This is a genomic window from Solibacillus sp. iso_87 (genome assembly GCF_056173085.1).
The window spans coordinates 1,148,332-1,174,381 of record NZ_CM149656.1 but is presented as its reverse complement, the minus strand read 5'-3'; the positions used below and the strand labels follow the sequence as shown (position 1 = coordinate 1,174,381).

General features: G+C 40.8%; 25 protein-coding genes. 4 read left to right on the top strand and 21 right to left on the bottom strand.

The genetic code is table 11. The features are described 5' to 3' along the window. From AC0VXV_RS05715 to AC0VXV_RS05665, 11 genes are all read right to left on the bottom strand, one after another. Window positions 1-1,050, bottom strand: a complete 1,050-nt coding sequence (locus tag AC0VXV_RS05715) for an ABC transporter permease (RefSeq protein WP_079525337.1) — start codon at window positions 1,048-1,050, stop codon at window positions 1-3. Beyond that, window positions 1,050-2,591: an ABC transporter ATP-binding protein gene (locus AC0VXV_RS05710; RefSeq protein WP_475530693.1), complete on the bottom strand. Its 1,542-nt coding sequence runs from the start codon at window positions 2,589-2,591 to the stop codon at window positions 1,050-1,052. Before AC0VXV_RS05710 ends, AC0VXV_RS05715 begins: the two co-directional genes overlap by 1 nt. 252 nt (window positions 2,592-2,843) lie before the next feature. Continuing rightward, window positions 2,844-3,956 (bottom strand): BMP family lipoprotein, encoded by a 1,113-nt coding sequence (locus AC0VXV_RS05705; RefSeq protein WP_475530692.1) that lies wholly within the window; start codon window positions 3,954-3,956, stop codon window positions 2,844-2,846. 61 nt (window positions 3,957-4,017) lie between these two features. Then, window positions 4,018-4,746 (bottom strand): GntR family transcriptional regulator, encoded by a 729-nt coding sequence (locus tag AC0VXV_RS05700; protein ID WP_475530691.1) that lies wholly within the window; start codon window positions 4,744-4,746, stop codon window positions 4,018-4,020. A gap of 204 nt (window positions 4,747-4,950) precedes the next feature. After that, window positions 4,951-7,248, bottom strand: coding sequence for an FtsK/SpoIIIE family DNA translocase (locus AC0VXV_RS05695; RefSeq protein WP_475530690.1), 2,298 nt, complete (start codon window positions 7,246-7,248; stop codon window positions 4,951-4,953). A 319-nt stretch (window positions 7,249-7,567) separates the two neighbouring features. After that, window positions 7,568-9,235 (bottom strand): ribonuclease J, encoded by a 1,668-nt coding sequence (locus tag AC0VXV_RS05690; protein WP_079525327.1) that lies wholly within the window; start codon window positions 9,233-9,235, stop codon window positions 7,568-7,570. Between the two features lie 327 nt (window positions 9,236-9,562). Continuing rightward, the gene (gene dapA / locus AC0VXV_RS05685) at window positions 9,563-10,474 is read right to left on the bottom strand and encodes a 4-hydroxy-tetrahydrodipicolinate synthase (protein ID WP_475530689.1); all 912 of its coding nucleotides are present in this window, start codon (window positions 10,472-10,474) and stop codon (window positions 9,563-9,565) included. A gap of 17 nt (window positions 10,475-10,491) precedes the next feature. Then, window positions 10,492-11,532: an aspartate-semialdehyde dehydrogenase gene (locus AC0VXV_RS05680; RefSeq protein WP_475530688.1), complete on the bottom strand. Its 1,041-nt coding sequence runs from the start codon at window positions 11,530-11,532 to the stop codon at window positions 10,492-10,494. A gap of 84 nt (window positions 11,533-11,616) precedes the next feature. Beyond that, complete coding sequence (locus tag AC0VXV_RS05675; protein WP_340717685.1) at window positions 11,617-12,207, bottom strand: dipicolinate synthase subunit B; 591 nt, start codon at window positions 12,205-12,207, stop codon at window positions 11,617-11,619. Then, window positions 12,200-12,979: an NAD(P)-dependent oxidoreductase gene (locus AC0VXV_RS05670; protein ID WP_475530687.1), complete on the bottom strand. Its 780-nt coding sequence runs from the start codon at window positions 12,977-12,979 to the stop codon at window positions 12,200-12,202. The genes AC0VXV_RS05675 and AC0VXV_RS05670 overlap by 8 nt, the downstream gene beginning before the upstream one ends. Continuing rightward, a complete protein-coding gene (locus AC0VXV_RS05665) occupies window positions 12,969-13,241 on the bottom strand; it encodes a YlmC/YmxH family sporulation protein (protein WP_475530686.1) in 273 nt (90 codons plus the stop codon). The genes AC0VXV_RS05670 and AC0VXV_RS05665 overlap by 11 nt, the downstream gene beginning before the upstream one ends. A gap of 259 nt (window positions 13,242-13,500) precedes the next feature. Between AC0VXV_RS05665 and AC0VXV_RS05660 the strand changes: the two genes are divergently transcribed. From AC0VXV_RS05660 to AC0VXV_RS05645, 4 genes are read left to right on the top strand one after another with little or no spacing between them, the layout of a single operon-like run. Further along, complete coding sequence (locus tag AC0VXV_RS05660; RefSeq protein ID WP_340717682.1) at window positions 13,501-13,872, top strand: GntR family transcriptional regulator; 372 nt, start codon at window positions 13,501-13,503, stop codon at window positions 13,870-13,872. Continuing rightward, window positions 13,869-14,720 (top strand): ABC transporter ATP-binding protein, encoded by an 852-nt coding sequence (locus tag AC0VXV_RS05655; protein WP_475530685.1) that lies wholly within the window; start codon window positions 13,869-13,871, stop codon window positions 14,718-14,720. Before AC0VXV_RS05660 ends, AC0VXV_RS05655 begins: the two co-directional genes overlap by 4 nt. Further along, on the top strand, window positions 14,717-15,313 hold the full coding sequence (locus AC0VXV_RS05650; protein WP_475530684.1) for an ATPase: 597 nt from the start codon (window positions 14,717-14,719) through the stop codon (window positions 15,311-15,313). The genes AC0VXV_RS05655 and AC0VXV_RS05650 overlap by 4 nt, the downstream gene beginning before the upstream one ends. Beyond that, complete coding sequence (locus tag AC0VXV_RS05645) at window positions 15,310-15,930, top strand: hypothetical protein (RefSeq protein WP_475530683.1); 621 nt, start codon at window positions 15,310-15,312, stop codon at window positions 15,928-15,930. The genes AC0VXV_RS05650 and AC0VXV_RS05645 overlap by 4 nt, the downstream gene beginning before the upstream one ends. Before the next feature lie 42 nt (window positions 15,931-15,972). Here AC0VXV_RS05645 and AC0VXV_RS05640 read toward each other — a convergent pair whose 3' ends face one another. The 10 genes from AC0VXV_RS05640 to rnpM form a co-directional block, all read right to left on the bottom strand. Continuing rightward, window positions 15,973-17,199, bottom strand: coding sequence for a M16 family metallopeptidase (locus AC0VXV_RS05640; protein WP_475530682.1), 1,227 nt, complete (start codon window positions 17,197-17,199; stop codon window positions 15,973-15,975). A 208-nt stretch (window positions 17,200-17,407) separates the two neighbouring features. Then, window positions 17,408-19,522: a polyribonucleotide nucleotidyltransferase gene (pnp, locus tag AC0VXV_RS05635; RefSeq protein ID WP_475530681.1), complete on the bottom strand. Its 2,115-nt coding sequence runs from the start codon at window positions 19,520-19,522 to the stop codon at window positions 17,408-17,410. Between the two features lie 282 nt (window positions 19,523-19,804). Next, window positions 19,805-20,074: a 30S ribosomal protein S15 gene (gene rpsO / locus AC0VXV_RS05630; protein WP_079525302.1), complete on the bottom strand. Its 270-nt coding sequence runs from the start codon at window positions 20,072-20,074 to the stop codon at window positions 19,805-19,807. Between the two features lie 136 nt (window positions 20,075-20,210). Continuing rightward, window positions 20,211-21,161: a riboflavin biosynthesis protein RibF gene (ribF, locus tag AC0VXV_RS05625; protein WP_475530680.1), complete on the bottom strand. Its 951-nt coding sequence runs from the start codon at window positions 21,159-21,161 to the stop codon at window positions 20,211-20,213. A 10-nt stretch (window positions 21,162-21,171) separates the two neighbouring features. Further along, window positions 21,172-22,083: a tRNA pseudouridine(55) synthase TruB gene (gene truB, locus AC0VXV_RS05620; RefSeq protein WP_475530679.1), complete on the bottom strand. Its 912-nt coding sequence runs from the start codon at window positions 22,081-22,083 to the stop codon at window positions 21,172-21,174. Window positions 22,084-22,439: 356 nt separating this feature from the next. Next, window positions 22,440-22,784: a 30S ribosome-binding factor RbfA gene (rbfA, locus tag AC0VXV_RS05615; RefSeq protein ID WP_079525296.1), complete on the bottom strand. Its 345-nt coding sequence runs from the start codon at window positions 22,782-22,784 to the stop codon at window positions 22,440-22,442. Between the two features lie 59 nt (window positions 22,785-22,843). Continuing rightward, on the bottom strand, window positions 22,844-23,122 hold the full coding sequence (locus tag AC0VXV_RS05610; protein WP_079525294.1) for a DUF503 domain-containing protein: 279 nt from the start codon (window positions 23,120-23,122) through the stop codon (window positions 22,844-22,846). Further along, a complete protein-coding gene (gene infB, locus AC0VXV_RS05605; RefSeq protein ID WP_475530678.1) occupies window positions 23,122-25,449 on the bottom strand; it encodes a translation initiation factor IF-2 in 2,328 nt (775 codons plus the stop codon). Before infB ends, AC0VXV_RS05610 begins: the two co-directional genes overlap by 1 nt. Window positions 25,450-25,463: 14 nt before the next feature. Next, the gene (locus AC0VXV_RS05600; RefSeq protein WP_475530677.1) at window positions 25,464-25,772 is read right to left on the bottom strand and encodes a YlxQ family RNA-binding protein; all 309 of its coding nucleotides are present in this window, start codon (window positions 25,770-25,772) and stop codon (window positions 25,464-25,466) included. Next, window positions 25,769-26,047 carry an RNase P modulator RnpM gene (gene rnpM / locus AC0VXV_RS05595; protein WP_008403237.1) on the bottom strand — a complete coding sequence of 93 codons (279 nt, stop codon included), beginning with the start codon at window positions 26,045-26,047 and terminating at the stop codon, window positions 25,769-25,771. The genes AC0VXV_RS05600 and rnpM overlap by 4 nt, the downstream gene beginning before the upstream one ends. Window positions 26,048-26,050: the final 3 nt, after the last annotated feature.

Below are 26,050 nucleotides of genomic sequence, written 5' to 3'. Positions count from 1 at the left end.
TTACTTGCCCTCCTTTTTCTTTCCGAATTTCTGTAAACCAACACGTAAAATATAGCCTGAAGCTACGAATAAAATAATTACTGCAATAATGATCGATACGATTTCTTCCGGAATACCGGCTTCGTTCGGCATGTTTAATGAACCGTATTTCAGGGAACCGAATAATGAAGCCCCGAAGAATACACCGATCGGATTGTTCGCACCTAGTAATGCTACGGCGATCCCGTCGAATCCGATACCTGAAGCTGCTGCTTTAATCGAAGCATTTTGGTACGTTCCTAACGCTTCCATCGCACCGCCAAGACCGGCGAATACACCGGAAATTGTCATTGCTAAAATGATATTGCGGTTTACGTTCATACCTGCATATTCAGCAGCGTTTTTATTGAACCCTACTGCTTTCAACTCATAACCTCGAGTTGTTTTTTCTAAAATAAACCACATTACGACTACCATGATCAGTGCCACGATAATCCCTAAGTGAAGACTTGAATTGTCCGTAATTTCACGTAACCACTGATTACGTAATGTCGCTGACTCTAATACCGTTGGCGTTTTGAATCCGCCGTCTGATAATGATTTAATCGCAGCATTTGTTAAGTATAATGCTGTGTAGTTTAACATGATCGAAGCAATTACTTCGTGTACTTGAAGTTTTGCTTTCAGGAAACCTACGATAAATGCCCAGAATGCACCAGCTGCCGCAGCCGCTAGTAATGCTAATGGCAAGTGGATAATACGTGGTAATCCATCAATTGCATAACCGACATATGCCGCTGCAAGCCAACCCATTAATAGCTGACCTTCAACACCGATGTTGAATAATCCCGTACGGAAGGCAAATGCTACCGCAAGACCTGCTAAAATATACGGTGTAATTTGACGGATCGTATTACCGATAGAATAAGAATCTCCGAAAATACCATTCCATAGTGCTGTATAACCATCGATTGCATCATAGCCGCTGACAACCATGATGATACCGCCAACGAGTAATCCTAAAACTACCGAGATGAGTGGAACGAGCAGATTCACAACTCGATTTGACATTATTCGTTCCCCTCCTTAACTGCCTTTGCTTTACGTTTTTCACCGGCCATTAATAAGCCCAGCTCTTGTTCAGATGTTTCTTTCGGATAAACCGTATCAACGATTGTCCCATCATAAATTACGGCAATGCGGTCAGAAACGTTCATAACTTCATCTAATTCAAACGAAATCAATAATACGGCTTTACCTTTATCACGTTGCTCGATTAAACGAGAGTGAATAAATTCAATTGCCCCTACGTCCAATCCACGAGTAGGAAGTGCTGCAATCAACAGATCCGGATCACGGTCGACTTCACGTCCGATAATCGCCTTTTGCTGGTTACCGCCTGAAAGCGCACGTGCTGGCGTCATTTCTCCCTGACCTGAACGAACATCATACTCTTCAATGATTTTGCGCGCTTTTTCATTAATTTTCTTATAGTCCATAATAACGCCTTTTGAAATTGGCGATTTGTAGTAAGTTTGTAGTGCGATATTGTGCCCAATAGGGAAATCCAGGACAAGCCCGTGTTTGTGACGGTCCTGAGGAATATGTCCTACACCAGTTTCCGTAATTTCACGCGGTTTTAAGCCTGTAATATCTTTGCCGCCTAATGTTACTTTACCGCTCTTAATTTTGCGCAGTCCTGTAATTGCTTCAATTAATTCTGATTGACCATTTCCGTCAATCCCTGCAATACCAACGATTTCACCACGACGAATTGATAAATTCAGACCTTTTACTTTTTCAACATCTCGGTAATCCGTTACAACAAGGTTTTCGACTTTGAAGATTTCTTCAGTAGGGTTTGCTTCCCCTTTTTCTGTTTTGAATTCTACTTGTCGCCCTACCATTAATTCCGCAAGCTGATCCGGATTCGTTTCAGCTGTTACTACCGTTCCAACACCTTCACCTTTACGGATAATTGTTACACGGTCAGATACTTCCATAATTTCTTTCAGCTTATGCGTAATGATGATAATCGACTTGCCTTCTTTGATCAGAAGTTTTAAAATCGCCATTAATTCCGTAATCTCTTGCGGTGTTAATGATGCAGTCGGCTCGTCAAAAATAAGGATTTCTGCACCGCGGTATAACGTTTTTAAAATTTCCACACGCTGTTGCATTCCGACAGAAATATCTTCAATTTTCGCATATGGATCCACATCCAAGTTGTATTTCTTCGATAATGCAGCGATATCTTTTGCAGCATCTTTAATGTTGATAGCTCCCAGTTTCGTTGGTTCGCTACCTAAAATGATATTTTCCGTAACCGTAAAGTTTTCCACAAGCATAAAGTGCTGGTGCACCATTCCGATTCCTAAATCATTTGCTTTATTCGGATCTGTAATTTTTACTGATTCTCCGCGTACTTTAATTTCTCCGGCTTCTGGTTGATATAGACCGAAAAGTACATTCATTAAAGTCGATTTACCTGCACCGTTTTCCCCTAGTAGTGCATGAATTTCGCCTTTTTTTAATTGGAGGGTGATATTGTTGTTTGCTACGAAATTACCGAACTCTTTGCGGATCCCTAGCATTTCAATCACGTATTCCACTAGACTCACTCCCTTAGGCTATTTATCTTTAAAAGTATTTTTATAAAATTAACACATGAAAGATTTTTGGGAAAATCTTTCATCTATTAATTTTTTAAGACGAATTCCTACTCTAAATACGTCCCTTTTCCTACAATTCTATGAAAATAGAACGCTTACATTTCCAATTTACTGAATATTTAAAACAGACCTGTAAATTAGAAAATCATCATAGGGGAATAATTCCCCTATGATGACTACCATTAAGAATTATTATTTATCTTTAGGTTTTTCTTCTGAAACTTTAATTTCGCCAGAAGCAATCTTCTCTTTATATTCTTCTACTTTATCTAACACTTCTTGAGGAATCGCACCACGAGAATCTGCTAAGCCAACACCGTCTTCAGCTAAACCGTAAACAGTTGTTTCACCGCCTGGGAACTCACCGTTTTTCGCTTTTGTAGCGATATCCACTACTGCGTTGTCAACACCTTTTAACATAGAAGTTAGAGTGATGTTTGTAGAGTCATCAACTTGACCTTCTGCGTATTGGTCAGCGTCAACACCGATTACCCATACGTTCGCATCCGGATCTTTTGCTTTACGCTCTTTAGCTTCCGAGAATACACCGTTACCAGTACCACCAGCAGCGTGGAAAATAATATCTACGCCAGAAGAGTACATTGAGTTCGCAGCGATTTTACCTTTAGATGCATCATCGAAAACGCCTGTGTAGTTTACTTGGATTTCGATATCCGGGTTAACAGCTTTTGCACCCTCGATGAAACCAGCGTGGAAGCGGTTAATTACTGGGATATCAACGCCACCTACGAAACCGATTTTGCCTGATTCAGACATTGAAGCTGCAACAACACCAGCTAAGAAAGCACCTTCTTGCTCTTTGAACAGGATGTTTGCTACGTTGTCAGCTGCTACTTCAGCATCGATTAATGCTAACTGTGCATCTGGATTGTCATTAGCGATCTCTTCAATTGCATCACCCATCATGAAACCAACACCGAATACTAAATCGAAGTCACGACGTAATAAGTTGTTTAAGTTTGTGTTGTAGTCAGCATCTGATTGAGATTGTAAGTAGTCGAAACCACCGTCACCTTTAGATAGGCCGTTGTCAGCACCGAATTGTTGAACACCTTCCCAAGCTGATTGGTTGAATGATTTGTCGTCTACGCCACCAACGTCTGTAACCATTGCGATTGAGAAATCGCCAGAACCTGCGTCAGTGCTTGTTTCAGAACCAGATGTAGAATCATTGTTTGAAGTGTCTTTTGAATCAGTTGACTCTTCGTCAGTTCCGCATGCCGCCAAAATTGCACCAGTTGCTACTACAGAAGAAATTAATAAACCAAATTTACGCTTTTTCATTAATGAGTCCCCCTCAAAGGTAATTGATATTAGCAGGAATTAAATAATAGAAATTATTGTTCTACACCCGTTTACGTACTACATGGAAGCTGAATTTGTCAGCTCTGAAATAATTTTTTGAATAAAGAACAACACGATCATTTTCATCATAGTGAAGTTGCTTTAATACAAGCAATGCTGTTTCCGGCCCACATTTCAATATCGGTGATACTTCATCGTGGAAGCCTACAGGATCAATATATGTCACTGCATATGCGACACGGATAGATCCGGTTTGCTCTAAAGCCGAAAAAATCGAAACGCTTTGATTACTTATAAATTCATTTGGCAGTAAATTTGCCGGTACTTTATCTACACAGTAGACGACCGGTTCATTGTCTGCCGTTCTTACACGTTCAATCGTGATAACATTGTCATCAATGTCAGCTTGGAAACGTTCCACATCATCTTCCGTGGCTTTTTCTTCCTTCGCACTGATGAAGATTGTGCCTGGATTCATACCAGCGTTTTCAATCATAGAAGATACACTTGATAAATGCTCAATGCCTGACGTAAAGACCGGCTTTGGATTGACGAATGTACCAACACCATGACGACGGATTATAACGTTTTCTTCTTCCAAAAGTCGCAGTGCTTCACGAAGCGTTGCACGACTTACACCTAATGTTTTTGAAAGTTCGAACTCTGAGGGTAATTTTTCGTTCTCACGATAGGTCCCTTTATCTATATCTGACTTCAAACGATCAATAACTTGTAAGTATAAATGACGATGATCTGCTTTAATTGTCAATTAGTATCACCACCATAACATAGAGATCAGACATCTGATGTACAACATTCCTACTAATTCGTGAATAATATAACACTTTAAACGAAAAAAGAAAACATATTTCTTTAAATGTGTCACGTTAATGTGAAAAATTAGCGAAATTATTTCAAAACTTATAGAAAAGAATATATTCAGAAAAGTGCGACAATGTCAAGGTTTTACTAGTTAAAATCGATTTCCTAGTACTTGACGTGGTTTACTTCCTTCTGGTGGTCCGACAACCCCGCGCTGCTCCATTTGATCGACAATTCGGGCTGCTCGTGAATACCCGATTCTAAATCTGCGCTGCAGTAAAGATACGGAAGCTGTTTGCATTTCCAGTACGAGCTGTACGGCTTCGTCATACAGATCGTCCGTTTCGTCCATCACGTCAACAATCGGTTCATCGGTCGGAATCATCGCCTCCTCATATTGAGCTTTTTGCTGCTCAATGACACTGTTAATAATTCTTTCCACTTCATGATCACTTACAAATGCACCTTGAACACGGACTGGTTTGGATGCCCCTGCCGGTAAATACAGCATATCACCGCGGCCAAGTAATCTTTCGGCGCCGCCCATATCCAAAATAGTGCGGGAATCGACAGCCGACGACACGGCAAATGCAATACGTGAAGGAATATTCGCTTTGATGATGCCGGTGATAACATCAACAGACGGTCTTTGTGTTGCGATAATGAGGTGAATCCCTGCTGCACGCGCCATTTGGGCAAGTCGTGTAATCGCATCTTCCACTTCACTCGAGGCAACCATCATTAAGTCCGCCAACTCGTCGACAATTACGACAATATACGGAAGCTTCGGCTGTTTTTCCATTGCACCTTCATTGCTTATATCGATAAATTCGTTATATCCTTCAATATTCCTTGTACCGGAGTGTGAAAACAGATCATAGCGTCGTTCCATTTCCGACACGACTTTCTGTAATGCCTGTGCCGCTTTACGCGGATCTGTTACAACTGGCGCCAATAAATGCGGAATGCCGTTATACACACTTAGCTCCACCATTTTCGGATCGATCATCATCATTTTTACTTCACTTGGTTTTGCGCGCATCAATAATGACACGATAATGCCATTGATACATACACTTTTACCGCTCCCTGTTGAACCGGCTACTAATAAGTGTGGCATTTTGTTTAATTCTGCCGCAATCGCCTGGCCTGTTACATCGCGACCCAAACTTACTAGCAATTTGGCCCCGACTTTCACCTGCTCATTTGCTTCAAGCACTTCACGTAATGTTACAACTGCCACTTCACTGTTCGGCACTTCGATTCCGACAGCCGATTTCCCTGGAATCGGTGCTTCAATACGAATATCTTTTGCTGCAAGGGCAAGTGCCAAGTCATCTTGAAGGCTGACAATTTTACTTACTTTTACACCTGTGTCCGGCATTACTTCATATTTTGTAACTGCTGGACCTAAATGAACTTGTGTCACTTTCGCTTTTACACCGAAACTTAAAAATGTTTGTTCCAGTTTCTTTGCATTTGTTTGAATGACCGAATATTCACCGCTTTGATCATGTTCCGGAGGCGGGTTTAGTTGCTGCATGGACGGCAAAATGTATGTTTGGTCCGTTTCGGATGTTACTGCCATAATCGGTTCACTTATTTTTTCTTCTACTTCGATTTCAGTTCCTTTTTGCTGTTCCTGCTTTACTTGCTCCACAAAATTCGAAATAATCGGCTCATGATGTGTTGGCGTTGCTGTCGTAATAATCAGGTCTTCCAAATCAGCCGCTTCCTCATCCATAATTGGTTCAGTTTTAGAACGACGCTGCTTCTCTTTAACTTCCGGTTTCGGCTTACTTCTTGTGCTGCGTTTCGTTCTTTTGAACTTTCCCTTAAGTGCAGGGACTTTCTCCACTAATATTGGCACGAGCGCTTTCCCGGTAATTAAAATTATCCCGATTGCCAATAATACAAATGCGGCAATTTTTGCTCCGGATGCGTCGAATAATACATGGAACAGGCTGAATAATAATCCGCCGATCATACCGCCGCCAAGCGCATTGCTGCGGTTTGCGATTCCATCTGTGCTAATAAGTATTCTCCACGTTTCTTTTAATACGGAATTTGACAACAGTGTGTTCGTTGCATGCATTTGCTCGAATAACAAGCTATGACTGAAAATCGTCAAGCTTGCCCCGACAAACAGCACACCGTATACGACACGGGTATTAAATGCGACACCCCGGCGTTTGACCATTAACATCCCTGCAACTAAAAAGCAGAGTAATGGGATGATAAAATGCAAATTGCCGAAGAAAAACATGGCGATAGAATGGAGCATTCTTCCAACGAGTCCGAACTCAAGAAATTCGATAATGGCTAATGCGATGAGCAGCAATCCGATAATTTCATATGCGAGCGGATGGAGCTCCTCTTTCGTTTTTGGCTTTAGCGTCGGCTTTACTTTTGCTTTTGCTTTTGTTTTAGTACTTTTCTTTTTATCCAATCTTTGTTCACCTACTTAAAATTGTTCCTTAATGTTAGACGCCAAAGTTGCTGTATAGGCTTCCGGGTTATGGTGAGGCGTTATATTTAATCAATTAACTTAGTTTGTGCTGAATAGAATAATTTTTACTGCTATGTACCGAAAAATCAGTTTTTTTCGGATAGTTTTTACCGCATTTATCCAGCATTCTCTAATACTAGTAACAAGGTACATCTCCACTCCGGAAATTTAGTAGAAAAAGGGCTTTCTCACGCTTAAAGTAAGAAAACCCTTTTTGATTATTAGATAAAGGTGCAACTATAGTTGCCTCTCCCTCAAATTAGTACTCCATAATGATCGGAATGATCATTGGACGACGTTTTGTTTTTTGGAATAAATACTGATTTAATGTGTCGCGAATTTCTTGCTTAATGTTTGTCCATTCGAACGTTTCTTTGCCGACATACTTCTCGATCACTTCGCGTGCGATTTCAGAAGCTTCCTCCATTAACTGCTCAGATTCGCGTACATAAACGAATCCGCGCGATAAAATTTCGGGACCTGAAGCAATTTTTTTCTGTGCACGGTTCAGTGTCACAACGACAATGAAAATACCATCTTGAGAAAGCAGTTTACGGTCGCGTAAAACGATATTACCTACATCGCCTACACCGATTCCGTCGATTAATACATTCCCCGCCTGTACACGTCCTGTCATGCGCATTTTGCCGTTTTTGTACTCGACAATATCGCCTTTATCTGCGATGAAGATTTGTGATTTCTGCAAGCCCACTTGTTGTGCAAGTTTTGAGTGCGCAATTAACATGCGGTACTCCCCTTGTACCGGGATAAAGTATTTTGGCTTCATAAAGTTCAGCATCAATTTTAAATCTTCCGCACTGCCGTGGCCGGAAACATGGACTTTTTTGTTTGAAGTCATGACATGTGCGCCAGCTTTAGCCAATTGGTTCATTGTGTTATACATTTGCACTTCCATGCTTGGTGATGGTGTAAATGTAATTAAAACTGTATCTGTATTTCTAATTTTAATGTCACGGTGGTGTTTACGCACAATTTTATCTAGTGCATCAAGTGGTTCACCTTTGTTGCCCGTTGCCATAATAATAATTTCGTCATCATGATATTTATGAATTTCGTTTACTGGTACAAGTGTTGACTCATCGATTTCCAAATAGCCAAGGTTTACACCGATATCGACCATTTTCTCTAATGATTTCCCGACTACCGCGACTTTACGGTACGATGCGGCAGCTTGTCTGAACACTTGCTGAATACGAATAAAGTTTGATGCATATAATGCTACGATAATTCGACCCGGTGCCGAATGGAACGTTTTTTGCAATTCTTCCGCAATCACTGCTTCACTTGTTGTATAGCCTGGGCGTTCTGCTTCCATTGATTCTGATAAAAGCATGAATACGCCTTCTTCACCGAGCATCGCCATTTTTGCCAAATCCGGCTTGAACTTGCCTGTTGCCGATTGGTCAAATTTGAATTCGCCCGTGTGAACGATCGCGCCTTCAGAAGTATGGAACACGATACCTAATGAATCTGGAATACTATGTGTTGTATGGAAGAATGTCACATAAGTAGAATTGAAGTTCATGCGACTATTGCTCGATACTTCAAAGAATTTCACTTGGTAAGGTGCAGGCAATTCTTTTAAATGCTCCTTCGCCAATGCGATCGTTAACTTTGAACCGTATACCGGTGCTTTAATTTTCTTTAATACATACGCAATTGATCCAATTGCATCTTCATGTCCATGTGTAAGGAAAATACCTTTTACGCGCTCTTTATTTTCCTCTAAATACGTGATATCTGGAATGACGATATCAATTCCAAGCATTTCGTCTTCTGGGAACATGAGCCCACTGTCTACTACGAAAAGCTCTTCATCGATTTCTATTACATACATTGATTTTCCGATTTCGCCTACTCCACCTAATGGAATGACACGGATTAGTTCATTTTTTGATTTTGTCACTTTATTTCCTCCTAAATTGTTCCGAACAGCAACCACTTAAAGTTCATTATACGGTGAGAATGACGTTAGTACAAATAAAAAAGTGATTTTCTTTTTTTATGGAACTGCGGGTAAATTAAAATCACAACCGTTTTACAGAATGTCGAAATTTTAATCCTCAGTTTTATCTGGATAATCCTCAGTTGATAGCCTATAATCCTCAAGCCTCGTCCTATAATCCTCAATTGCTGAACATTAATCCTCAGTTCAGCCGCTATAATCCTCAAACTGACTAAAAATAAAAAAACAGTCACCCGCTTCACATCGGAAGGAGTGACTGTGTAAGTGTTAGTTCACTTGTAATGCGCGGAAACTTTTTGCTTTTTCCTGGTACGTATCCCAAATTTCATCAAATGCCGCCTTTTCTTCCGGCAGCATTTCCATCATCGGCATCCGTACATCAAGTGTATCAAAGCCTAATTTTGTCATCGCGTATTTAATTGGTGATGGATTCGGTTGTGCAAATAAGGCACGAACGAGCGGCAGTAATGCACGGTGAATTTGTGAAGCCTCCTGATGACGGCCTTCTTCAAATGCGCGAACCATTTGCTGCATATCTTTCCCTACTATATGAGAAGCGACAGAAATAATGCCGCGTCCGCCGATTGCAAGCAGTGGCAATGTTAATCCGTCATCCCCTGAATATACATAGAAATCCGGATCGACATTTTCAATGATGTCACCCATTTGATCCAGGTTACCGCTTGCTTCTTTAATGCATGTAATATTCGGTACGTCTTTGCTGATCGCAATCGTTGTTTCCGCTGAAATATTGGCACCTGTACGACCAGGTACATTATACAGCATGACAGGAAGCTTCGTTTCTTTTGCGATCGTTTTAAAGTGGGCATACATGCCGCGCTGGTTTGGCTTATTATAATATGGAGTTACGAGCATGATTCCGTTTGCCCCATTTTCTTCTGCTTTATGAGTCATCATAATCGAGTAGGCTGTTTCGTTATCCCCTGTACCGGCAATAACAGGTATGCGTCCTGCAACTTTTTCGACTGTAAAGCGCACGACCTCGATTTTTTCCTCAGTTGACATTGTCGGGTTTTCCGAAGTTGTTCCACAAGCAATAATTGAATCTGTACCATTTTCAATTAAATGATCAATAATTCGTTCTAACTCAGGATAATTAATCGTACCGTCCTTTTTAAACGGCGTAATCATCGCTGTACCAATACGTCCGAAATCCATAACTAATAATCCTCCCCTTATAGTAAGTGATCCTCTAGCATAGCTTCTGCAATTTGAATAGAGTTGAGTGCAGCCCCTTTTAATAAATTATCTGACACAATCCATAAGTGGAATCCTTTTTTGTTGTCTAAATCTTGGCGAATACGTCCAACATATGTCGGTTCTTCATTTTCCGCAAAAATCGGCATCGGGTAAAGCTGTTCGCGAATATCATCTTGCAGAACAATGCCCGGTGCTCCAGTTAATGCGTCAAAAATTTGCTGTACTGTTGCTTCTTGCTCCAGTTCGATATAAACCGATTCTGAGTGGCCTGAAACAACCGGAACACGTACACATGTTGCAGCAACTTTCAGCTCAGGTGCTTCCATAATTTTTTTCGTTTCGTTGATCATTTTCATTTCTTCATATGTAAAGCCATTGTCCGTAAATTTATCAATTTGCGGAATGACATTACGTGCGATAGGATAATTTTTTTTATCTGATTTAACCGGTAAAACCTTCGCTTCAACATTTTTCCCTGCATCCCACTGTGCACTTTGTTCACGCAGCTCTTCAATTGCTGCCACACCAGAACCGGATACCGCTTGATATGTCGATACAACAACTTTTGTTAAACCAAACTTTTCACGGATCGGCTGTAATGCTGCAACCATTTGAATTGTCGAACAGTTTGGATTTGCGATAATCCCTTTTGGAATCGTTTTTAATGCATGGCGATTTACTTCCGGTACAACAAGCGGTACCTCTGGATCCATACGGAAATGGCTTGTGTTATCAATAACAATCGCTCCACGCTTTGCTGCTTCAGGTGCCAGCACTTCAGATACAGCTCCGCCTGCTGAAAATAATGCAAGATCGATCCCTTCAAAGCTTTCCGGTTTCGCTTCTTCTATCGTATAGTTTTCACCATTGAATTCAATTTGTTTTCCCGCTGAACGAGCAGAAGCTAAAAACTTGATAGATGCAATTGGAAATTTGCGCTCAATCAGCTTCTCCATCATTTTTGAACCTACAGCTCCTGTTGCCCCAACTACGGCAACATTCAATTTCTTTGTCATGTCTCATCTCTCCTAAAAATATCGGTATGTATATAATGTTGGATATTGTATCATATATTATTAGAATTGTGCGAGATAATTTGATTATTTAAAATATTGTATAAATATTGGCTGTATCTGTTTTTTATGAGCGAGCGTATATGCTACAGTATCGAGCATTTTTGTGAAATCCGCTATGAGCGACGTCGGTTTTTTTATTGGATCGTCCTGACCGAATGGAATGAAGAAAATGTTTTTTGCATTCATTAATTTCATTAAATTCATTCCGTTTAACCCAAGCGCATCATTCGTTGAAATACCAAGTACTACAGGTGAACCATTTCGAAGTGTCGCCTTTGCTGCCATCAGTACGGCACTGTCTGTTGCGGCATTCGCAAACTTACTGATCGAATTCCCTGTCATCGGTGCGATTACCATACAGTCTAACGGATTACTCGGTCCAAACGGCTCCGCTTCCGCAATGGAACTGACGACCTTTTCTCCCGCGAGTGCTTCGATTTTCTCAATCCATTCTTCACCCGTTCCAAATCGTGTAGCAGCATGTAATACAGAAGGCGTTATAATCGGTACAACGGTTGCACCGGCTTCACGAAATTGGGTAATTTTCGGTACGACATCTTCATACGTACAATGTGATGCGGTAATTCCTAAACCAATGCGTTTTCCCTCAAGCATTTGCTTCCTCCTTTCGTAATTCTAGTATCGTTTCGTATAATAAGTTTGCTGCAGCTTGCGGAAAGTATTTCCCAGGTAATGCAGGTAGCAGCTCATATTGAGATAATTTGATATCGTTCAAACATCCCGGGCTTGATGCGACATCATAAATCGGACGGATCATCCATGATTCAAAATCCTTTGTCAGCCATTTTGTCGGAATCGTATTAATCAGAAAATCCGCTTCCATACTGTTTTTCTCATTTAATTCAATACCTTGATAGCCATATGCAAGGGCCTCGGCTTTTTGCGTTTCCGAACGTACGGCGATGATGACCTTTGCATTGAGACGTGTTAAAATCAGGGCAAGCATTTTTGCTACACGTCCAAACCCTGTAATCATAATTGTTTTATACTGTACATTTACCTTTTCTTTATACAAATGCGCTAAAAAGCCTTCTGCAGTAAGTGCAGCATTTTTCCAAATGAATGTTTCATCTTCCAAATAGTAATGCACTTGCTTGTTTCCAAGAATTTGTTTCCATTGATCTGTCAATTTTCCCGCAAAAAATCGTGCCTGACGAATACCTAAAAGCTCCTCCACTTGCATCGATAAAGGGTGGATCGGCAACACAATTTCTGTCGGGTGCAGCTCCAACGCCACTTTGTTCAGTGCTTCATCCCAAACAGTCGTATTTTTGTAATACACCGTGCGATCATTTGTCGATAATTGCTTCGCCAAAAACTTCATCCGCTCATCTGTACCGATCACAAGCCAGCGTTCAGTCATCATTGGCATGCTTTAATGTCGATGTTGTTTTTTGAAATAATACCCGGTCTTCCCCAATTAAAATAATTTCAGTCCAAGGAATATATTTTACCATCCCTGCCTTTTTCTTTTGGAATGGCATTTTTACCATTTGCGCCGGCATTTCAAATCCGGCAATCTTTCCAGTTTTGGCATCAAAAATACATTCCGTCTCAGCTAAAAATCCATATCGAACACCGTTTTCCATTTCGATCAGTTCTTTTTCAGCGAGCTCTGATAAAAGCATTGTATCCCTCCTCTTGTAAGAGCCTACATTACTATATGCATCAACTTTGGCAGAAGTGAAATGGTTCATCATTTAAGTTTGAAGGACCTATTCGCGGGCAACGAGTCACACGGCACTCGTTCGGAAAAATAATAATGGTAAATAATATAGTTTAAAATTCAAATGCGTAAAAATTTTGTTTCTTGAATTTCAGGTAGACAAAATATGCCATATCTGTATATACTGTACATACACAGTTTGAACATGCGAGGTGAAACGATTGATTATCAAATTGAGCAATAACAGCGAAAAACCTATTTATGAGCAAATTACCGACCAGTTAAAACAGGCCATTTTGACAGGCACACTATTAACAGGTGATTCCCTGCCTTCTATAAGGGCATTGGCGAAAGAACTGAAAATCAGTGTTATGACAACGAAGCGGGCGTATGCAGATTTGGAACGGGATGGCTTTATCGTCACGATTGCCGGTAAAGGGAGCTATGTATCGGAACGCAATCAGGATTTCCTGCGGGAAGAGCTGATCCGCCAAATTGAAATGCATTTCACGAAAGCGGTATCCATCGCGAAAACTGCCAATGTGCCGAAAGAGGAACTGCATGACTTACTCGATTTACTATTGGAGGAATGATGATGAACGCAATTGAAGTAAAAAATGTTTCGAAGCAATTTAAAAAATTCCGTTTAAATAATATTTCGTTCACGGTTGAGAGCGGAACGATTGCAGGCTTTATCGGGCAAAACGGTGCCGGAAAATCAACGACGATCAAGCTGATATTAAATTTGCTGAAAAAAATTGATGGAGACATCCTTTTATTCGGAAAAGATCATATTGAACATGAAGTGGAGTCCAAGGCGCTAATCGGAGTTGTATTTGATGAACTCCATGTACCGGAAAGTTTTACACCAAAGGAGCTCGACGTCCTGTACGGAAATGTTTATCCTACTTGGGACCGTCCTTATTTTTATCGATTGCTGGAGCAGCTGGATGTGCCGAAGTATGACAAAATCAAAACGATGTCTAAAGGAGCGAAAATGAAGCTCGCCCTTTCACTTGCATTGGGACATAGGCCAAAACTTTTGCTGCTGGATGAACCAACGAGCGGTCTTGATCCGATTGTACGCGATGAAGTGCTTGGTATGCTACAAAACTTTATGGAACAAGAAGATCATGCCATTCTCTTTTCTTCGCATATTACGACGGATTTAGAGAAAATCGCAGATACGATAACATTTATCCATGATGGCGAAATTTTGTTCAGTGAAAATAAAGATGACCTGCTGTACGGGTACGGAATTTGGAAAGGATCGCATGAAGAAGCGAAAATTATACCGAACCATTCGATTATCGGCAAACGGGATTATGTATTTGGGATTGAGTACTTGGTTATGCGTGAATTCGTAAATCCCGTTATTGAACTGCAAAAACCGACGATTGATGATCTGATGCTGTTTTTCATAAAGGGGCGGAAAAAATGAAACAGATGCTTTTTCGTTTTTACGGTCAGCAATTGTCTGCATGGATTTTGTTTACACCACTTGTGGCATCGATTGTCGCTCTCCCTTTATTATTTGTGGGTGACGAATTCGCGGCGTACTTTATAATGTCCATCAGTATCACAGCGCTATGTGCCGTTTATTTGGATCAACGGGAGAGCCAGCTCGTCATGACAAGTTTGTTTCCGATTTCCAGAAAGACGTTTTTCTATTTGGATCTCTCTTTTTTAGGACGTTACACACTGTACTATATCCTTTATACAATTGCAGCAACCACCGCTATTCAAACATTGTTGGAAAAGCAGCTTGTTTTGCCTTCCGTCAGACAGCTATTAGTAAGCTTTGGCATCAGCTTTTTTATTATCGCTTTTTTCCTGCTGTTTCGCCGAAGCAAGTTTGGGCGATTTACGAACTTCTTTATATTTCTTATTCCATTAGGATTATCACAATTATTCGTATTTCTTGGAGGATTATCTACTTATCAAAGTTTCATTTTATTTGTGAGTTTATTGATCCTGCTCATCATCGCAGCAAGCATCACTTACTTTCTTGAAAACAGGAGGGATGTCGTTTGATAGCACTACTTAAAATTCATTTTTATCTATCGAGAAAACTATTTATCACTGTTTTTTTATTTATTATAGGAATGATCGCAATTCAGTGGGTAATTAGCAAAGAAATTAATTTAGGTTTTCTGACTTTCTATTTATTTATGCTCTCACCGTCATTAGGAACGAGCTATATACTCGAGAACCATTTTATGAAACGATTACGTGTAATGCCGATTGATCCAAAAGACTTTGTAAAAAGCTTGTTTATCTTCAGTTTGCTGCTCTTGCTTATCATTGCAGTTCCTATCGGAATTTATCAAACTTATTTATATTTGAATAATCAAATCGGAGGCTTTGAATTTTCCTTTCTTTCAATTGCTTTTGCTGCCGGAATCGCTTCCATCGGATCAATGCTGAAAAACTATTTAAACAATCCGACAAAGGGTTCGAAAAGCGTTTCGTTTGGTACAGTAATTGGCTACTTTTTTCTCTTTACGTTTGTTCATTTAGTGATTGTGCTTATATTTAGTATTATGGATATTGTACTAATGGGTGCACCGATTGTTCCGATTATTGGTTTTATTATCTATTATCAATATTTCAAGTCGGCTACAACAAAATTTCAGGCGGCCGAATTTTAAAAGGACAGCGTATGCTAACTGCTAGCACGCGCTGTCCTTTTGTTATTCGTTTTCCGGTCCGATAATCGCAATTGCCGGTTCGGATAATAAAATTTGTGTAATTAACTCATCGATCGTTTCCATCGAAATCGCATCGATTTTAGCCAGTACTTCATCGACTGAACGGTGATTTTGGTGGATCAGTTCATTGACTCCATTACGGTTCATAAAGTCTTCCGTTCCTTCAAGCCCTAAAACAAAGCCGCCTTTTAACTGCTCCTTCGCATTTTCAAGCTCGGTTTCCGTTACCCCTCCTGCCACAAGGTCAAATAACGTCTGGTCGATCTGCTGCTTTAATGCATCCAGATTTTGTTTCGATGCCGATGCATAAATCGTAAACGTCCCTACATCTTCATAGCTCGACTGGTAGCTGAACACAGAATACGCCAATCCGCGCTCTTCACGCACTTCCTGGAACAGACGTGAACTCATGTTGCCGCCGATAATATTATTCAACGCAATAAAGCTGTACATTTTCGGATCTTTTACCGCAATCGCCGGGAATGAAATTGCAATATGCGCCTGTTCGGTATCGCGCAATTTTTCAACTTCCCCTGGTGTAAATGTCGGGTAAGACGGTTTGGAAACTACTGATTCTTCACTTGCTTCATAGTTTCCGAATAATGCTTCCACTTTTTCCAGTAAACTCTCTTCAATATTCCCTGCAATCGAAATAACAACATTTTGAGGGCCGTAATGTTTCGCCATATAAGTGCGGATCATCTTTTCATCAAATGTTGCCAGCGTTTCCGGTGTCCCTAAAATCGGACGGCCCAGCGCATCATCCGGGAACATGACACCCCATAATTTTTCATGGACATCATCTGCCGGATCGTCTTCGCTCATATAGATTTCTTCAAGGACAACTTGGCGTTCACGTTCAATTTCTTCTTTTGCAAATAAAGAGTTAAAGAACATATCGGCCAGAATCTCGATTGCTAGCTCCCCATGATGGTCGAGCACTTTTGCGTAATAGCATGTATGTTCCTTCGATGTGAAGGCATTAATCTCTCCTCCGATGCGGTCAAACTCTTCCGCAATTTGACGGGCTGTACGGTTTTTCGTTCCTTTGAAAAGCATATGCTCGATAAAATGGGTAATCCCATTTTCTTCTTTTGTTTCGTAGCGTGAGCCTGCATTGACCCAAATGCCGACCGATAATGACCGGACATGCGGCATTTGCTCTGTGACAATGCGCACGCCATTTTTTGCTGTAATTACTTGTACCATAAATTTCTCCTTTATTTCGGCTAATAAATTATAAGTATGACTAAAAATCTGTAGTATTCCAATTTGAAGTTCCACAGGATATTTGAACAAGAATACGTTGTCATACAATGTGACGCTCTTAGCATTCGTTCCATAAGTTATTTAAAAAAGAGGCTGTACAATAGTGTACAACCTCCCTTTTTATCTTGTTTTGATACGCTTGTTTCAATTATTTCCCTTGTTCTGCGCGCTCTTTTTCTTCTTTGATAACTACTTTACGTGATAAGTTTACGCGACCTTGTTTATCGATCTCGATACATTTCACAAGTAATTCATCGCCTAGTTTTAATACGTCTTCTACTTCTTTCGTACGTTCTTCCTGAATTTCAGAAATGTGCAGTAAGCCGTCTTTACCTGGGAAGATTTCACAGAATGCGCCGAATTTTTCAATGCGTTTTACTGTTGCCATGTAGTACTCGCCTACTTTAGCTTCGCGTACGATTGATTCGATCATTTCTTTAGCACGGTTAATCATTGCTTCATCAGCTGAAGCGATGTAAATTGTACCATCTTGTTCTGTATCAATTTTAACGCCTGTTTCATCAATAATTTTATTGATTACTTTACCACCCGGTCCGATTACGTCGCGGATTTTGTCAGGATTAATTTTGATTGAAACGATTTTTGGTGCGTATTGTGATAATGAAGTGCGAGACTCTGAAATCGTTGACATCATATGCTCTAAAATGTGCATACGGCCGATTTTCGCTTGAGTTAATGCTTCTTCTAAAATATCACGAGACAGACCATCGATTTTAATGTCCATTTGAAGTGCTGTTACACCTTTAGCTGTACCTGCCACTTTAAAGTCCATGTCGCCAAGGTGGTCTTCCATACCTTGGATATCTGATAATACAGTATAGTGCTCGCCTTTTTTAACAAGACCCATTGCAATACCTGCAACCGGTGCTTTAATTGGTACACCTGCAGCCATAAGAGCCATTGTTGATGCACAAATTGATGCTTGAGAAGTAGAACCGTTTGATTCCAATACTTCCGATACGCAACGAATTGCATACGGGAATTCCTCTTCAGTTGGCATTACCGCTAAAATCGCACGCTCACCTAATGCACCGTGACCGATTTCACGACGGCCTGGGCTACCGTAACGACCTGTTTCCCCAACTGAGAATTGTGGGAAGTTGTAGTGGTGCATCCAGCGTTTTGATTCTTCAATACCTAAGCCGTCAATAATTTGAACGTCACCTAAAGCACCTAAAGTACAAATTGATAATGCTTGCGTTTGTCCACGTGTGAATAATGCTGAACCGTGTGCACGTGGTAATAGATCTACTTCAGAAGAAAGTGCACGGATTTCATCTTGCTTACGACCATCCGGACGTACTTTATCTTCTGTAATTAGACGACGCACTTCGTCTTTTACCATTTTATCTAAAATAGCATTCACTTGTTTCATCGTATCTTCGTCAGCTTCCTGCGCTTCATAAGATTCGATAACACGAGTTTTTACTGCTGTAATATTTTCTTGGCGTAATTGCTTGTCCACTGTTTGGATCGCTGTATTCATATCAGCTTCACATTCAGCTTTGATCGCTGCTGTTAAGTCTGCATCTAATTCATATAATGTTACTTCCAGTTTTTCTTTTCCAACTTCAGCAACAATTTGCTCTTGGAAAGCAATTAACTTTTTAATTTCTTCATGACCGAACATAATCGCTTCAAGCATGATTTCTTCAGTTACTTCTAAAGCACCTGCTTCTACCATGTTAATCGCGTCTTTGTTACCTGCTACTGTTAAGTGAACAGTCGATTTTGCAGATTGTTCTATAGTCGGGTTCACAACGAATTCACCGTCGATATATCCCACATGTACACCTGCAATCGGTCCGTCGAATGGGATATCAGAAATTGCTAATGATAATGAAGAACCAAACATTGCCGCTACATCTGCAGGGCAGTCTGAATCATTTGACATAACCATTAAAATTGATTGTACTTCATTACGGAAACCATCCGGGAACATTGGACGGATCGGACGGTCGATTAAGCGAGAAGTTAATACTGCTGCTTCTGATGGACGTCCTTCACGTTTAATGAAACCACCTGGGATTTTACCTGCTGCATAAAGACGTTCTTCAAAGTTAACTGTTAACGGGAAGAAATCTAATGCTTTTGGCTGTTTTGACATTGTCGCAGTAGCTAAAACTGCTGTTTCGCCGTAGCGGATCATTGCAGCACCATTTGCTTGTTTTGCTAGCTGTCCTACTTCTACTACAAGTGGACGGCCTGCCCATTCATACGAAAAGACCTTTTTTTCGTTCATTAAATGAACCCCTTTCTTATTGAAACACTCTACGTATCATATTATGTACCATAGTTAGTGTATCAAAAAAGCGTTTTCTATGCTAAATTTTTTGATTAAAATATTGATAAATTTAATAAAATATCTTTGGCTCTCCAGCAATGGTTTAACTTCTTTCAACAGGCGTGTTGACACCTGCTCAAAGAAGTTAAACATCGCACCATTGATTCGGAAAGCTAAATCTTTTCAAACATAATAAAAAGCGGGAAAAATCCCGCTTTTTATTGTCAGATTAACGACGTATTAGCGACGTAATCCAAGTTTAGTAATTAATTCACGGTAACGAGCTACGTCGTTTTCACGTAAATATTTTAATAAATGACGACGTTTACCTACCATTTTAAGAAGACCACGTTGAGAGTGGAAATCTTTCTTGTGAGTAGCTAAGTGAGCGTTTAAAGCGTTGATTTCAGCAGTTAATACAGCGATTTGTACTTCTGGAGAACCAGTGTCTGTTTCGTGTACGCGGTACTCAGCGATAATTTCGTTTTTACGTTGTTGTGTAATTGCCATTTTAAATGACCTCCTGATAAATAAGATATCCCCAATAGCACAGCAGTCGCTGGAGTTGCGAAAAGCCGAGCTAAGGTTCATACGAGAATTTCGTACTAGTGAATAGTACCATAATTGTTTATAGATGCGCAACTATTTAGCGTAGTTGTTCAAAATAGGCGATCGCTTGCTGCTTATCTAATTCAATTTGCTCAATTAGAGCTTCGATGCCGTTAAATTTCCGTTCGCTGCGAATGCGTTTATACCAGCCGACAACGACCTCTTCACCGTAAATATTTTTATTGAAATTTAAAATATGCACTTCAATCGACAGCTGCTTTTCATCCGGGTTGTTGAATGTCGGTTTATAGCCTACATTACAAACCCCGTCATACCATTTATTTTGCACTAAAATTTTCACTGCATACACACCTGTTGCCGGTATATAGCAGCCTTCCATCGCCTGGACGTTTGCTGTCGGAAAGCCCATTGTCCGTCCGCGTTTATCTCCGTGCACGACGATTCCCGGCACTTCAAATGCGCGGCCTAATAGATTACGAGCCTGCTCCATTTCTCCGTCCTGCAATGCTTTGCGAATGCGTGTGGAACTGATTTTTTCAACTACATCCTGCTGCTTTTCGATTGCTGTTACACCATACTGGCCGTTAGACAGTTGCTCCATCAGCTCCATATTGCCTTTGCCGTATGAGCCAAATGAGAAATCAAAACCGGCAGTTACATGCTGAACATTTAAATCAACGATAAAATACTTAATGAATTCTTCAGGTGTAAGCTTTGCAAAATCAGATGTAAAGTTTACAACAAATACTGTATCGATATTTAATTTTTTTAAAGTATCTAATTTTTGTGATAGAGGCGTAATGTAAAATACTTTCTCATTACGTCTACCTAATACAATCGATGGATGTGGATCAAAAGTCATCACGGCACTTTTAATATTAAGCTGCTCGGCTTTTTGCTTTGCCGCTTCAATGACCGCCTGATGTCCTTTATGTACCCCATCAAAAAATCCGATTGCTAATGAGTACGCCTCTTTTTCTATTTCCTGTGCTAATTGATGGGGGTATTTCAAATGAATAACGTTCATCTCGTGCCTCCTAATTAATTTCGGGAAACATCTTATCCGGCTTCATTTGCCCGCTCTTTGTCGGATGGGCGATGTAAACCGCAAATGCTCGTCCCTCTACACCATATACAATTTTATCATGTTCCGTTAATAAAGTATGCATTGGGAGAACTTGCCCATTGAAAATTTGCTTTTCAATGTCTTCCGTAATTTCAATGTATGGATAGTCGGATAATGCATATTCAACCGGCAACAGAAACTTCTCCTGCTCCCCAGCTGCCATCATTTCCGCGATTTCGGCCAATGTAAAGCAATTATCTTTCGTGAATGTGCCTGACGCTGTTCTTACAAGTTCATGCATATGCGCCGGGTAGCCTAATGCTTCACCAATTTGTACGGCTAATGTACGAATATAGGTCCCTTTAGAACATTTGATGCGAATCGAGAATTTCACTTCTTCCCCTTCGAACATTTGTGCATCATTCAATAATTCCAGCTCGTAAATCTTGATTTTACGTGTTGGGCGCTCGACTGTCTGACCAGCTCTTGCGTACTCGTAAAGCTTTTTCCCGTTCACTTTTACAGCGGAAAACATCGGAGGCGTTTGTTCGATTTCACCAGTCAGCGTTTGAAGTGCGTTTAAAATTTCTTCACGTGTAAATGATTTGAGATCTGTATTTTGTTCTACCGTTTCGCCTTCCGCATCTTCTGTTGTTGTCGTGCGTCCGATCGATACGACTGCTTCATACGTTTTGCCGGTATCTGTTAAATATTCGGCGATGCGTGTTGCCTGGCCGATACAGATTGGCAGGACGCCTTCTACACCCGGATCAAGTGTGCCGGTATGGCCTACTTTTTTCGTCTTCAATATTTTTCGTAATTTAAATACACAGTCATGACTTGTCATGCCGCGCTCTTTCCATAATGGCAAAATACCGTTCATTTTTTTGCTCCTTTGTTCGAAATGAGGATTTCATATATAATTGATTCTTTACTTTAAGTTCGTTCTATAGTCGGTACTTTTCACATCATCCGTTTTGCTTCGCTACGGGGGGACGCTTTCCTGGGGGCGTGGCTCCAACTAACTTTATCGCTGCCTCTTATGGCGGCAGCGATAAAGTGGATTTTCCGCGCACGCTTAATCCCCTGGGAGTCGCCCCCCTTCGCTACGCGTCACTCCAACCTAACATAGAGTTTACTCCTTTAACAAAACTTCTGTATTCAAATTCCCAAAAAACTTCCGTGCTAAAAATGCAAAAAAGTCTGCCCGCATAGTTATGCAGTGCAGACTTCTTAGTTTTATTTATCTTCGTGTAGGCCACGTAGTAATGCATCGATTTTGTTTCCGTATTCGATTGCTGTATCGAATTCGAATGCAAGTTCAGGTGTACGGCGTAAGCGGATACGTGAACCAACTTCCGAACGGATAAAACCGGATGCTTTTTCCAGCGCTTGCAATGTTTCCGCACGTTCGCGGTCATTGCCTAACGATGTAATATAAACAGTTGCTTGCTGTAAGTCTCCTGTTACTGCTACATCTGTAACCGTAACGAAGCCTACACGCGGATCTTTAATTTTGCGCGCAATGATTTCAGTAATTTCTTTTTTCATTTGCTCAGCAACTCGATTAGAACGTAGAGACATAAATGTCACCTCATTTAAATTGCGTAATTAATAGTACAGTTTGCCACGATAAGTGGACCTTATAAATATTCACGATAGAAATCCAGCTGTTCCCATTGCGGATTTGACTGCAGGTAATGGACAGCCCGCATAAGCTCGCGTTCAGCAGCTTCTTTGGAAGAAGCCACTGCGACAAGCGCAAGCTTTGTACGCTGCCATACATCCTGATGGTCGATTTCAGCAACGGAAACGTTGAATTTTTGTTTCGTGCGTGTCACCATCCGCTGAAGGACGGCGCGCTTTTCTTTTAATGAGTGGGCAGTCTGAATCATGAATTCAACTTCTGCGTATACAATCATTATTTACGAACGATTTCTTCCATTACGAAGGCTTCGATAATGTCGCCTTCTTTAATGTCGTTGTAGTTTTTAATCGTAATACCACACTCATATCCTTTGGCAACTTCTTTTGCATCATCTTTGAAGCGTTTTAGTGAATCAAGTTCACCTTCGAACACAACAACGTTTTCGCGGATAACACGTACACCGGCATCGCGAACGATTTTACCTTCGATAACGTATGAACCTGCGATTGTACCCACTTTAGATACTTTAATTGTTTGACGAACTTCCGCTTGACCAACGATTTTCTCTTCGAACTCTGGATCAAGCATCCCTTTCATCGCGTGTTCGATTTCTTCGATTACTTTATAGATGATACGGTGTAGACGAATATCTACGCCTTCTTCATCAGCAGCACGTTTTGCATTTGTATCAGGGCGAACATTGAATCCGATAACGATTGCATTTGATGCAGCAGCAAGTGAGATATCCGATTCTGTAATCGCACCCGCACCAGTGTGGATGATTTTAACGTTAACGCCTTCAACATCAATTTTCATTAATGAAGAAGCCATTGCTTCCACTGTACCTTGTACGTCTGCTTTGACGATTAAGTTTAGCTCTTTCATTTCGCCTTGGCTCATTTGTTCGAATAAGTTATCAAGTGTAACACGTTGTTTTTCTGAACGTGACGCTTGGATAGCTGTCATTGAACGAGACTCACCAACTTGACGAGCTGTTTTTTCGTCTGCGAATACTACGAAACGGTCGCCCGCTTGTGGTACTTCGTTTAAGCCTGTAATTTCAATCGGCATAGAAGGGCCAGCTGTTTTAATACGACGGCCAAGATCGTTTACCATTGCACGTACACGACCATATGCATGACCGACTACGATTGGATCACCAACACGTAATGTACCATCTTGAACTAAAAGTGTTGCAACTGCACCACGGCCTTTATCAAGCTGTGCTTCAATTACTGTACCGATTGCTGAACGAGTCGGGTTCGCTTTTAATTCGCCTACTTCAGAAACTAATAAAATCATTTCCAGTAGCTGGTCAATACCTTCACCTTTTAGTGCTGAAATTGGTACGAAGATTGTATCTCCACCCCATGCTTCAGGAACTAATCCGTGCTCAGTTAATTCTTGTTGTACACGGTCAGGATTGGCAGATGGTTTATCCATTTTGTTGATTGCCACGATAATTGGTACTTCTGCAGCTTTTGCGTGGTTGATCGCTTCAACTGTTTGAGGCATTACACCGTCATCTGCTGCAACTACGATAATTGCGATATCTGTAATTGATGCACCGCGCGCACGCATTGTTGTGAATGCCGCGTGTCCAGGAGTATCAAGGAATGAAATTTTCTTCCCGTTAACTTCTACTTGGTATGCACCGATATGCTGAGTAATACCGCCTGCTTCACCCGCTGTAACTTTCGTTTTACGGATTGAGTCAAGCAATGATGTTTTACCGTGGTCAACGTGTCCCATGATTGTTACAACTGGTGGGCGCTCTTCTAATGCATTCTCGTCAACTTCCACGATTGAATCATCGAAGTACGTATCTAAATCTGTTTTGTCGATACGGATTTCTTCTTCTACTTCTACCCCGTAGTCTGCACAGATTAGCTCAATTGCATCCTTATCAAGCTCTTGGTTAATTGTTGCCATTACGCCAAGCATGAATAATTTTTTAATAATTTCCGATGGCTCACGGTGTAATTTTTTTGCAAGTTCTGCAACTGATAAACTTTCATAGAAAGTAATTTTTTCCGGTAATTCCTTTTGCACCATTGGTTGTGGTGCAGGGCGATGCGTACGACGTTTACCACCATTGATACCTGGTTTTCTACGTTGTTGATAGCCGCCTTTATTTTGCGTGTTACCGCCTTTATTATTACTGTTATTTGGGTTAGATCCGCCTTTGCGGTTATTATTGTTATTTTGTGTCATATTTCGATTTTGGTTACCTTTTTCATTTCTTATTTTTTCGCCTTGTTGCGATTTTGGTTGCCCTTGGGCGTTTGAAGCTTTGTTCGGTTGTTGGTTATTTGAAGCAGATTGTGGACGATCCTGCTTTTGACCTTGCTGCGCTTTCTTCTGCCCTTGTTCACCGCGTTTTGGTGTTACATTTAAAGCTTTGGCAGGTGTCTTTGCAGGAGAATCTTTCGTTGGTTCCACTGCTTGCTTAAAGACAGAATTTAGTTTTGAGACCGCCTGCTCATCAATGACCGCCATGTGATTTTTCACCGGCAGATTATGTTTTGCAAGTACCTCAATAACTTCTTTACTTGTTTTATTTACCTTTTTCGCATATTCATGAACTCTTACTTTGCTCATCTGCTCACCCCCGATTAATTTTCGTTGAGTAGACTAGACATTTTTTTAGCAAATCCGCTATCTGTAATAGCAATCGCTACACGGGCTTCCTTCCCGGTAGCATGTCCAAGATCATATCGATCTCCGAAAACATAATACTCAACTTTATAAAACGTACATTTATCCTGAATCTTTTTGCTCGTATTTGCCGAAGCATCCGAAGCTAAAAAGACAAGTTTTGCATTGCCGTTGCGGATTTCCTTTACGACAAGCTCTTCTCCGGATATTGTTTTTCGTGCACGTGCCGCTAAACCTAATAGCTGTAGCAATGCCTGGTTTGTCATAAAATCGACTCCCGGCGGATTAGCGTTAGCAACTCTTCATACACCTCATCCGGCACTTTTGCATCAAGCTGGCGATCTAAAATATTCTTTTTACGCGCCATTTCAACAGCATCTTCCGTTTTAGAAACATATGCTCCACGACCGGATTTTTTTCCTGTAATATCAACAGTCACTTCGCCCTCTTTTGAACGAACGACCCGAATCATTGATTTTTTCGGAAGCATCTCGCCTGTTGCAACACATTTGCGTAAAGGAATTTTTTTATTAACGACCATATT